This window comes from uncultured Succinivibrio sp., from assembly GCF_902756765.1.
Classification (GTDB): domain Bacteria; phylum Pseudomonadota; class Gammaproteobacteria; order Enterobacterales; family Succinivibrionaceae; genus Succinivibrio.
The window spans coordinates 1-9,832 of sequence record NZ_CACVSS010000078.1; the positions used below are offsets into that span (position 1 = coordinate 1).

Annotated in this window: 8 protein-coding genes; 1 reads left to right on the plus strand and 7 read right to left on the minus strand. The window is 40.9% G+C overall.

Features of this window, described 5'->3' with window-relative positions:
* Nucleotides 1-307: 307 nt before the first annotated feature.
* Nucleotides 308-2,005, minus strand: a complete 1,698-nt coding sequence (locus tag QZU45_RS09620) for an ABC transporter ATP-binding protein/permease (protein WP_295354692.1) — start codon at nucleotides 2,003-2,005, stop codon at nucleotides 308-310.
* 3 nt (nucleotides 2,006-2,008) lie between these two features.
* Nucleotides 2,009-2,884, minus strand: coding sequence for a Cof-type HAD-IIB family hydrolase (locus tag QZU45_RS09625; protein ID WP_295354695.1), 876 nt, complete (start codon nucleotides 2,882-2,884; stop codon nucleotides 2,009-2,011).
* Nucleotides 2,885-3,282: 398 nt separating this feature from the next.
* On the opposite strand from QZU45_RS09625, the gene QZU45_RS09630 reads away from it, so the two are divergent.
* A complete protein-coding gene (locus QZU45_RS09630; RefSeq protein WP_295354698.1) occupies nucleotides 3,283-3,786 on the plus strand; it encodes an Rsd/AlgQ family anti-sigma factor in 504 nt (167 codons plus the stop codon).
* A gap of 72 nt (nucleotides 3,787-3,858) precedes the next feature.
* On the opposite strand, the gene radA is transcribed toward QZU45_RS09630, so the two are convergent.
* From radA to QZU45_RS09655, 5 genes are all read right to left on the minus strand, one after another.
* Nucleotides 3,859-5,235, minus strand: coding sequence for a DNA repair protein RadA (radA, locus tag QZU45_RS09635; RefSeq protein ID WP_295354701.1), 1,377 nt, complete (start codon nucleotides 5,233-5,235; stop codon nucleotides 3,859-3,861).
* Between the two features lie 4 nt (nucleotides 5,236-5,239).
* Entirely contained in the window at nucleotides 5,240-6,121 is an 882-nt protein-coding gene (gene serB, locus QZU45_RS09640; RefSeq protein WP_295354704.1) for a phosphoserine phosphatase SerB, read from the minus strand.
* A 2-nt stretch (nucleotides 6,122-6,123) separates the two neighbouring features.
* Nucleotides 6,124-6,852 (minus strand): TatD family hydrolase, encoded by a 729-nt coding sequence (locus QZU45_RS09645; RefSeq protein WP_295354707.1) that lies wholly within the window; start codon nucleotides 6,850-6,852, stop codon nucleotides 6,124-6,126.
* The gene (gene prfC / locus QZU45_RS09650; RefSeq protein ID WP_295354710.1) at nucleotides 6,853-8,445 is read right to left on the minus strand and encodes a peptide chain release factor 3; all 1,593 of its coding nucleotides are present in this window, start codon (nucleotides 8,443-8,445) and stop codon (nucleotides 6,853-6,855) included. It lies immediately after the preceding gene.
* 301 nt (nucleotides 8,446-8,746) lie between these two features.
* Entirely contained in the window at nucleotides 8,747-9,514 is a 768-nt protein-coding gene (locus tag QZU45_RS09655) for an HAD family acid phosphatase (RefSeq protein WP_295354713.1), read from the minus strand.
* Nucleotides 9,515-9,832 lie beyond the last annotated feature (318 nt).

Here is a 9,832-nt window from a genome sequence, read left to right on the forward strand (position 1 = left end):
ATGTTTATATTATAATACAAAAATAAAGGAAAAGCTTATGTTTATGCACTTTTCCTTAAAATTTAATTCCGTTATGTGTTTAAATTAACAAAGTTACGGCCAGGTAGCAAAGCCTTTTTTTCGAACATAGTATTCAATCAGAAAAGATAGAATAACCTGCAAACGCCTATAGATATAGATTAGACAGCTGAAGTTTCTGTAAACTTCCAGGATGCGTCATCTTCGGATAGAAGAGCGTATCTATGAACGCCAAGAAGAGATGAACGGTGTCCAACACTAATCATTATGGTGTCAGGCAGATTATCCTTCAGCAGCTCATTATGGTGTCAGGCAGATTATCCTTCAGCAGCTTATAAGATTTCTGTTCAATCTTCTCATCCATTGCAGAGCTGGCCTCATCCAGGAAGAGAAGCTGAGGTTTAATCAGTAGGGCTCTAATGATGGCTATACGCTGCTGTTCACCTAATGACAAAATTGAAGACCAGTTATCCTTCACATCCAGATTAGTGATTAAATGAGAAAGGTTAAGTTCATTTAGATAATGCTCAATTGAGCCGTCAGAAGAAAGCTGTCCAGGATAGGAAATAGCCTCTCGCAGTGTTCCTAAAGGTAGATAAGGGCGTTGAGACAGGAATAGGGTATTAGCATCCTTAGGAATAATCACATCACCATCAGCATATGGCCAGATGCTTGCAAAGGTTTTAATCAGAGTTGACTTACCGCATCCAGATGGACCTCTGATAAGTAAAGAGTCTCCTTTTGCCAACTTAAAGTCAATGTTCTTCCACAACTGAGTTCCAGATGGAGAAGCTACATTCAGTTTTGAAACCTCAAATTCCGAACTCTCCCCTTTCTTTGATTCAAGACACAGAATTCCAAGACTTGAATCCATACTGTCAAAGAATAAAGCCAGACGGTCTGTAACGGCTTTATAGCTTGCCCATGATGAAAATGAACTGATAACAGTAGACAGTGAATCCTGCACACGACCAAAGGCAGAATTGATCTGCATGATACTGCCCATGGTAATTACCTTAGCAAAGTACATAGGAGCGGAAATCAGAATCGGAAAGATAACCGCTGTCTGAGCATAGCCTAATGTGAAAAAACCAAGTTTCTTCTCTCTCTTAATCAGCTTGATATAATTTTTTACAACATCAAAAAAACTTACATTAAGAATCTTCTCTTCAGAATCTGTACCTTTATAAAGAGCAATTGATTCAGCGTTTTCACGTACACGAATCAGAGAGAAACGGAAGTCCGCCTCATAGCGCTGCTGGCGGAAATTAAGTTTTACCAGAGGCTTTCCGATCCAGAAAGTCAGAAGAGTACCGATGAAGGCATAGGCACAGGCAAGATACAGCATATAGCCATCTGGAAGATGCAGTTCATAACCGTTCCATAAAGTCATGGTTACAGCATGGGACAGGTCCCATAGAACAACACCAAAGGTTCCGAGCATAGCAAGATCAGAAGCTGTTCCTAAAATCAGAGAGATACTGCTTCCCACAAAGCCGTTCAGATCTTCTGAAATACGCTGATCAGGGTTTTCAGTCTTTCTGTCCTCAAGCTGCATCTTATAGTAGGTGTCAGCATCAATATAGTCATGAATTACCTTACTGGTAAACCATTTACGCCAGTGGATGGCAAGCTTTGAGCGCAGATAGGAATTGTATACAGATACAACAACATGAATGGTTGCAAGTACCACGAAGACCATCAGCTGATATTTAAAACCTTCCAGATCATAATTCTGAATCGTATCCCAAAATTCCTTGTACCAGGTGTTGATAACCTTGGCCAGGTAAATGGCTCCACCGGTAAGAGCAATGATACACATCAGCAGAAACCAGGCAAATAGACTGTCCTTTGATCCCCAGAACAGTTTAATCATTCTCCAGCCAGCCTTGATCGAAACCTTTAAAGGCAGACTGTCTGCTCCATGATATTTTTCTCTTAGTTTTTCAGAATTATCTTCGTTTTTAAAAATGGAAAGTTTAAACATAAATTACTTTAAAAATTTCTCGATAACTAAAGCTACACCATCTTCATCATTGGTTTTGGTAACCACATCAGCAGCTGCCTTAACCACGTCAAAACCGTTCTCCATGGCTACGCCAAGACCTGCAGTCTCTAACATATGCAGATCATTCTCAGCATCACCAAAAGCGATGGAGCGCTCAACAGGATAACCAAGTCTGATACACAGGCTTCTAAGACCAGTACCCTTTGAAGACTTGTTAGGAATAAATTCAAGGAAGTTTGGATTTGAGCGAACAACATTGAAGACACTAGTAAGACTTTCAGGGAGTTTTGATTTTACCTCGTCTATAACCTTCTCTTCTCCGACGATCATAACCTTGAAAAACTCTTCATGATCAGAAATCTTCATGAAATCATCTTCCACAAAGCCAACATCAGAAGTATCAATTTCAATCTGTGTATAAGGGTTGTGATCCTCAATAACAAGACCTCGGGTTACAGAATAACCATGAACTCTTGCGCCTTTGATTGAATGAGCAAAGGCTGTAACAACCTTGGCAAGCTTTCCTGAGGCTGTTGTACGGAAAACAGTTGGATAGCCAACAATACTGTTATGTTCAATATACTCAGAGAGTCTGACCACACAGGAGCCATTAAAACAGACTGCATATGAGTTCTCGTTAAGACAGCCCAGCTCTGTCATTACTCGTACAGCACTTTTAGGGTGTCTTCCGGTAGCAATTGCTATGGAGAAGCCCTGCTGCTGAGCTTTCTGCAGAACGCGTTTGTTGATTTCGCTGATACTCTTGTCAGAGCGAAGAAGGGTGTCATCAAGATCTAAGGTAATAACTTTATATTTATCCAGCTCTACAGGAAGTGAATCCAGTGTATATTTTGCCAATTTTTTATCCTCTAACTAACAGCCTCTCATTATAAGAAAAAAACGTTTCTTTTCATATAATTTTGTATATTTTATTCACCTCAAGAAGGTATATCTTAGGTAATTCCGAGGTAGCTGTAAAAAAAGTAATTACTTCACCTAAGCATCCTTTTCTGTGCATTCAGACAGCAAGAGGATACGAAAATTTATTTCAGAAATTACGAATAATAATTTTCAAATGAAACAAAATTTTCAGAATCAGCATAAAAAAGGGCTTTCCAAAAGCCCAAAAACTTAGATTAAATCTACAATTTTAACTTTTGATGTTTCAATACTTTTCATTCTTTGAACTTTGCCACGTTTTACTATCTGATTTTTATGTTAATTTTAACTTAACAACAATAACAAAGGAGGTTCGTATGTCCTCGAAACAATTTGGTAAGAACTTCAACACTACCCTTCAGAAGGTTGACGATAAGTACAACTGGATCAATGACATGATCAAGGCCCGCAAGGAGCTGGTGATTCAGTATATGAAAATTCTCAACGTATCTGTATCAAGAAGTTCTAACAAGAATGAAGTCTGTTACCCTTCCTATGAGGATGTAACAAAATTCTGTGATCAGCTGGTTGATTACATGTCTCACGGTCACTTCGACCTCTTCCCAAAGATTCTGGAACTCATTGAAAATGCTTCTGGTCGTTCACTTTCAATCGCCCACAGAACTCTTCCAAGAATAGAAGACACCACAGAATATTTAATGAAATTTACAGATAAGTATGCCGAGGATCTTAATGAAGCAAAGATGGCGACTGTACAGAAAGATCTCGCATCCATCGGCAAGGCTTTAGAGGTAAGATTTAAGAATGAAGATCGTCTGATCATCGCCCTGAGACTTGTTCACTCAATAGTCTCAGGTTAAGAAGAAATCTCCGCTTGCGGAGATTTTTTTTTACTCATGCACTTTTTTTCAAAGAAAATTCAGTAAGCCTCTTTAAATAAGATTAAAGAGGTCGGTTACTCTGCGCACAGGAATCACTTCGACATTGTTTAATCTGCGTCTTGGAGCATTATCGTAAGGCACCACAATTCTGACAAAGCCCTGCTTTACAGCTTCTGCTATTCTCTCCTGTCCGTAAGGAACCGGACGGATTTCTCCAGTTAATCCAATTTCACCAAAAGCAATAGTGCCTTTGTCTATTGGTCTGTCCTTAAATGATGAGATTAAAGCCATAGCTAAAGGAACATCAGCTGAAGTATCCTCAACCTTGACTCCTCCTACAATATTCACAAAGACATCCTGATCGCCAAGAGAAAATTCAGCATGACGATGCAGTACAGAGAGAAGCATTGATAAACGGTTCTGATCAGTGCCTAAAGAGAGTCTTCTTGGGTTCGAGTATAGGGAAAGATCTACGAGTCCCTGAAGTTCAACCAGCAAAGGTCTGGTTCCTTCCCAGGTAACCATAGCAAGAGAGCCGGGAGCTACCGTCTCCTGCCGGCTTAAAAAAATAGCAGATGGATTCTTAACTTCCTTGAGCCCTTCATCGGTCATAGCAAAAACACCGATCTCATTAACAGCTCCGAAACGGTTCTTCTGACAGCGCAGAGTTCTGTATCGCATATCAGTTCCGGCTTCAAGAATAATGGAGCAGTCAACACAGTGCTCCAGAATCTTAGGACCAGCCAGAGTACCATCCTTGGTTACATGACCAACCATAAAAACAGCAATACCTGTTCTTTTGGCAAACTGAGTCAGAGCTGCAGCTCCCTCTCGTACCTGTGACACAGAGCCGGGAGCTGATTCAATGCCGTTTACATGCATTACCTGAATAGAGTCAACAATCAGTACCTGAGGCTGTTCAACACTGGCCATCTCACAGATGGCATCAATTGAGGTTTCTGCGGCAATGCGAATTCTGTCAGTTCCGATTTTTAGTCGTGCTGCTCTTATAGCCACCTGCTGCAGAGACTCTTCTCCTGTTACATACAGAATCTTATGGGAAAGACATAAACGACCGACAGTCTGTAGTAGAAGAGTTGATTTGCCAGCACCTGGATTACCGCCAATTAAAGTTACAGAACCGCTTACTATACCACCGCCTAAAACTCGGTCGAATTCACTAAAACCGGTGGAAATCCTTGGTCTTACACTTAAATCAACACTTGATAAGGAGCAGATACCAGAACCTGAAGCTCCGGCAAAACCGTTTAAAGCTCGTGCAACAACCTTGGCACCAGGATTTGGAGCATTATCAACAAGAGTCTCGGAAATGGTTGCAGCTTCGCCGCATTCAGAACAGATACCCTGCCAGCGAGAGTATTTTGCCCCGCAGGCAGAACAGATAAAGATACTTTTTGGTTTTGCCATAAAATTAAGAATTCAGTAATAGTAACAGTGCCACAGCTGTCAGATCAGAGTGATTTATGCAGGCTGGGGCCAGTTTCTGAACCAGTGGTTTGGCATGATAGGCAATTCCCAGAGCTGCGCCATCAATCATTTTAAGATCATTTGCACCGTCACCTAATACAATTATCTGAGATGCGTCGATGTTTTCACGTTTTTTTAGCTCCAGCACACCTTCAAGCTTAACTTCTGCATCAACAATTCGCTTGTCTACCCTTCCGGTAAGTTTGCCCTCTTTGATTTCAAGAGAGTTTGCGCAGACCATATTAAGAGCGTACTTTTTCTCCAGTACGCAGATAAGCTGTTCAAAACCGCCAGAACAGATGCCTTTTACCCAGTTGTGTTCTGTAACTGTATTCATCAGAAGATCTAGACCGTCTGTCTCGTTCATAATAGACTTAACATCTTCTATCACCCGGGCTGAACCGCCTTCAAGCAGAGCCACTCGCTGCTTTAGGGACTCGGTAAAATCCATTCCTCCATGCATAGCCTGTTCCGTGATTTTGGAAACCTTTCCAAAAACACCTAAGCGTCTTGCAATCTCATCAATGCCTTCAATCTGTACAGAGGTCATATCCATATCCAGACAGATTTCTCCTCTGCGCTTTAGGGTAGGAAAGGACTCAGAACACCAGACATCAAAATCAATGGACTCCTTTTCTAAAAGTCGCTTAATCTTGCTTCTTACTTCAGTCTCTGAAACTTCACAGGAGAAAAGGCCGCCTACATGAGAATTTAATTTTCTGGATTTAATTTTATTTAACCTCACAGAGGTCAGCTTTTCAAAATGCTCCCCTACTGCATCTATGTTAAAGTGTTCGGCTTTCTTAACAATAAAAACATAACTCATAACTAAATTCTCAACAGATTTTTTATATTAACTTCAATTAGACGCTCAATCTTATCAGCTGGCAGATTTAAAATCGAACTTAATGATTTATAAGAACTTTTGAGCTGTTCTGGATCATATTCTCCGGTATGAAGGTAGTCAGCATCCGTTTCTAAAAGCAGATGCTCAGCTCCAACAGAATTCAACACCTGAAACATCTTTTGTGAGGGATTGATTACATGAGAGCCCACAGAAAGATACATTCCCAAATCCAGATAATTTTTGGCCACCTCATAGGAGAAGGTAAAGTTATGAACAACTCCTCGAACAGCCCCCTGATATTTTTTCAGTACCCTTACAAGCTCCCCATGATAGCCTCTTATATGCAGATTAACCGGCAGGTCGTGTTTCACGGCTGCAGCAAGATGCATATCTAAAAGCTCTATCTGCTCATCAAGTGGAACCTCAATCTTATTATCAAGTCCGCATTCCCCTATTCCCTTAACAAGAGGAGAACTTAGAAGAGAATTAAAAAGAGCCTCTTCAAAAGGATACTCCTGCATGTACCACGGATGAATTCCTACAAAAACGGGAATGGAAGGAAAGGTATTTTCAAGAACGTTTAAGGTATTCTGTGATTCTTTTAAATGAATACCTACAGGAACAGGGGTAATAGAGGAATTTAACGCACACCTGACCGTAGCCCCGATATCAGGGAACATACCGGCATGAAGATGTGCGTCAAAAAGCATTTAGTGCTCTCTTGTTGAGCTGAACTTAACCTTAGGATATCTTTCCATGTTAAGATTCAGATTAACTCCAGAAGTTGCAAGGAAGGTCAGATTATCACCGCCATCCAGGGCAATTGACTGAGGAACCTTGTCTGAGATTTCCTTAAGAGCCTTAGGATCCTCTGAACTCAGCCATCTTGCAGTAGTTACGGCAACAGCCTCATATTTTGCATCAACGTTATACTCATGCTTCAGTCTTGAAACAACCACGTCAAACTGCAGAACACCAACTGCGCCCACAATCAGATCATTATTAATTATAGGTCTGAAAACCTGAACAGCACCTTCCTCAGAAAGCTGCATCAGACCTTTCTGAAGCTGTTTCTGCTTTAAAGGATCCTTCAGATGAATACGTCTGAAGAGTTCAGGCGCAAAGTTTGGAATACCATTGAAGTGCAGAGCCTCACCTTCAGTAAAGGTATCACCGATTCTCATGGTGCCATGATTGTGAAGACCGATAATATCTCCTGCTACAGCAACCTGAGCCTGTTCGCGCTCACCAGCCATAAAGGTAACAGCATCTGAAACAATCATTTCTCGGCCCAGACGAACATTGTACAGTTTCATTCCCTTGTGATATGAGCCAGAAACAATGCGCATGAAGGCAATACGATCATGGTGCTTAGGATCCATATTAGCCTGAATCTTAAAGATAAAACCTGTAAGTTTATCCTCTGATGCAACTACCTCACGCTCATCGGCTACTCTTGAAAGAGGAGATGGAGCCCAGTTGGTCAGACCATCAAGCATACAGTCAACACCGAAGTTACCTAGAGCGGTACCGAAGAATACAGGAGTAAGCTTACCCTGCAGGAACAGATCCAGATCAAACTCGTTTGAGGCACCTTTTACCAGCTCGATATCATCACGAAGCTTCTGAGCCTCATCCTCACCAATAATAGAGTCCAGCTCGGGATTATCAAGACCTTTTACAGTCTGAGCCTTCTGAATATGGTAGCCCTCACCGGAATGATAAAGCATAACTTCATCATTTAATAAATGATAGATACCGCGGAAGGTCTTTCCTGAACCGATTGGCCAGGTAATAGGAGCACACAGAATATCAAGCTCAGTCTCAACCTCGTCCAGAAGATCCAGAGGATCACGTGTCTCTCTATCCAGCTTGTTCATGAAGGTTAGAATAGGAGTGGTACGTAATCTTGTTACTTCCATCAGCTTACGGGTTCTCTCCTCAACACCTTTTGCGGCATCAATAACCATCAGACAGGAGTCAACAGCAGTAAGCACACGGTAGGTATCTTCAGAGAAATCCTCATGACCAGGGGTATCCAGAAGATTTACAGTGCAGCCATTATAAGGAAACTGCATAACAGAGGTAGAAACAGAGATACCACGCTCTTTTTCCATATCCATCCAGTCAGAACGGGCAAAAGTACCGGTTGAACCGCGAGCCTTAACTTCACCTGCACGCTGAATTACTGAACCGAACAGCAGAACTTTTTCGGTAATTGTGGTCTTACCGGCATCAGGGTGAGAAATAATAGCAAAGGTTCTACGCTTGCTAATTTCATTTAATAAATTTTTATCAGCCATTTTAAAATTTCTGTTAAATACAATTTCACAAAGAAAAAAGGATCTTTCAGTAGATGACCACAAGCCCTGTGTAATAAGGAAGTGGTCCAGGCAGCTCTTTACAGAGATATCTGCAGGCAGCTGCGGATGATTCTTATGTTATTGATGATTATGGATATTGTTTTTAGGAATTCTGTAAAAAAGATCCTGCACGCCATTTCTTAAACAGCGTGTATTTTCTCTTATTTACAGGAGATTAACAACCTTTTTTGCAAATATTCAGAAAATACTGCAAAAAAGGCTGATTTTTCAGAAAGGAGAGCTATTTGGAAATAGCTTTTTTTAAGGCGGAATCAGTCTTAACTGATTTATCTACCAGTTCAACCATTTTCTTTTTGGACTGCTTTAAAAGGTTAGGATCAATCTGGCTGTACCACTCTCCGTATACAGGGTTTGGCAGTACAAAGTACTTAACACCGAACTGGCTGGAGTTCTTATCAACAATCTTGTTGCGGTCAAGACCACTGACGCCATAAATGCTGATTGGGAAATCAGTAGCGTTGTCACCAAGGAAGGCAACAACATTGTACTTCTCGAGGATCTTGTCAAAGCGTGCTTTCTTGTTTGAGGTATTGTCCTTGCACTTAATGTTATTCTTCATAGGGAACTTCAGATTCTTAAGATTCTTGTTGGTAAAATCAACATTCATACAGCTGCGGTTGCTTACGTAGAAAATCTGAACTCCAAGCTTATCGACCTTCTTTAGGAATTCGGCTGCGCCAGGCATTGCGTCAGCACTGGCCATACTCTCCCAGGCAAGCCAGTCATCATTGAATTCCTTACCATCCTTTGCTACAGCGTTAATGGTGGCCTCGGCAGCTATATTGTCAATTACGGTCTCATCAAGATCAAGAATAATGGCACGAGGTTTATCGGTTTTCTGCTTTAGGGAAGCCTTGATATGATCATATGCTCCGTTGTATGCCTGATAGCACAGAGCTCTGTATTCTGCGGCATTCTGCATCCATGATAAGGCCAGTACATTACGCTGATACAGTTCTGTAACACCTTCATCACCTTTCTTTGCCACCTGCGATGAACACAGAACATGCAAGTACAACCAATGTTTTTTTCATATTTTTCATAAACCTTAAGCCTCCGAATTTCACTAACATTTCTCTTAAGTTTATATGTCCCAATAGGTACAGATATAAAAAATGAACAGTTTTGTGACTGTATTCAAAGTGAATGTTGGACTAATCTGAACTTAATACAAAAAACAGTTATGCTTTTTTTCATCATCTGTTGGCAATTGTTATATAATGCCCCGTTGGTCGTTCTTTAAGAAACAAAAAATCAGAATTATTATGAAATCATTATTACACATCATTAGTTCATCTTTTACTGC

Coding starts and splice junctions, on each gene's coding strand:
- QZU45_RS09620 (WP_295354692.1), bottom strand. CDS start 2,005: ATGTTTAAACTTTCCATTTTTAAAAACGAAGATAATTCTGAAAAACTA.
- QZU45_RS09630 (WP_295354698.1), top strand. CDS start 3,283: ATGTCCTCGAAACAATTTGGTAAGAACTTCAACACTACCCTTCAGAAG.
- radA (WP_295354701.1), bottom strand. CDS start 5,235: ATGGCAAAACCAAAAAGTATCTTTATCTGTTCTGCCTGCGGGGCAAAA.
- serB (WP_295354704.1), bottom strand. CDS start 6,121: ATGAGTTATGTTTTTATTGTTAAGAAAGCCGAACACTTTAACATAGAT.
- QZU45_RS09645 (WP_295354707.1), bottom strand. CDS start 6,852: ATGCTTTTTGACGCACATCTTCATGCCGGTATGTTCCCTGATATCGGG.
- prfC (WP_295354710.1), bottom strand. CDS start 8,445: ATGGCTGATAAAAATTTATTAAATGAAATTAGCAAGCGTAGAACCTTT.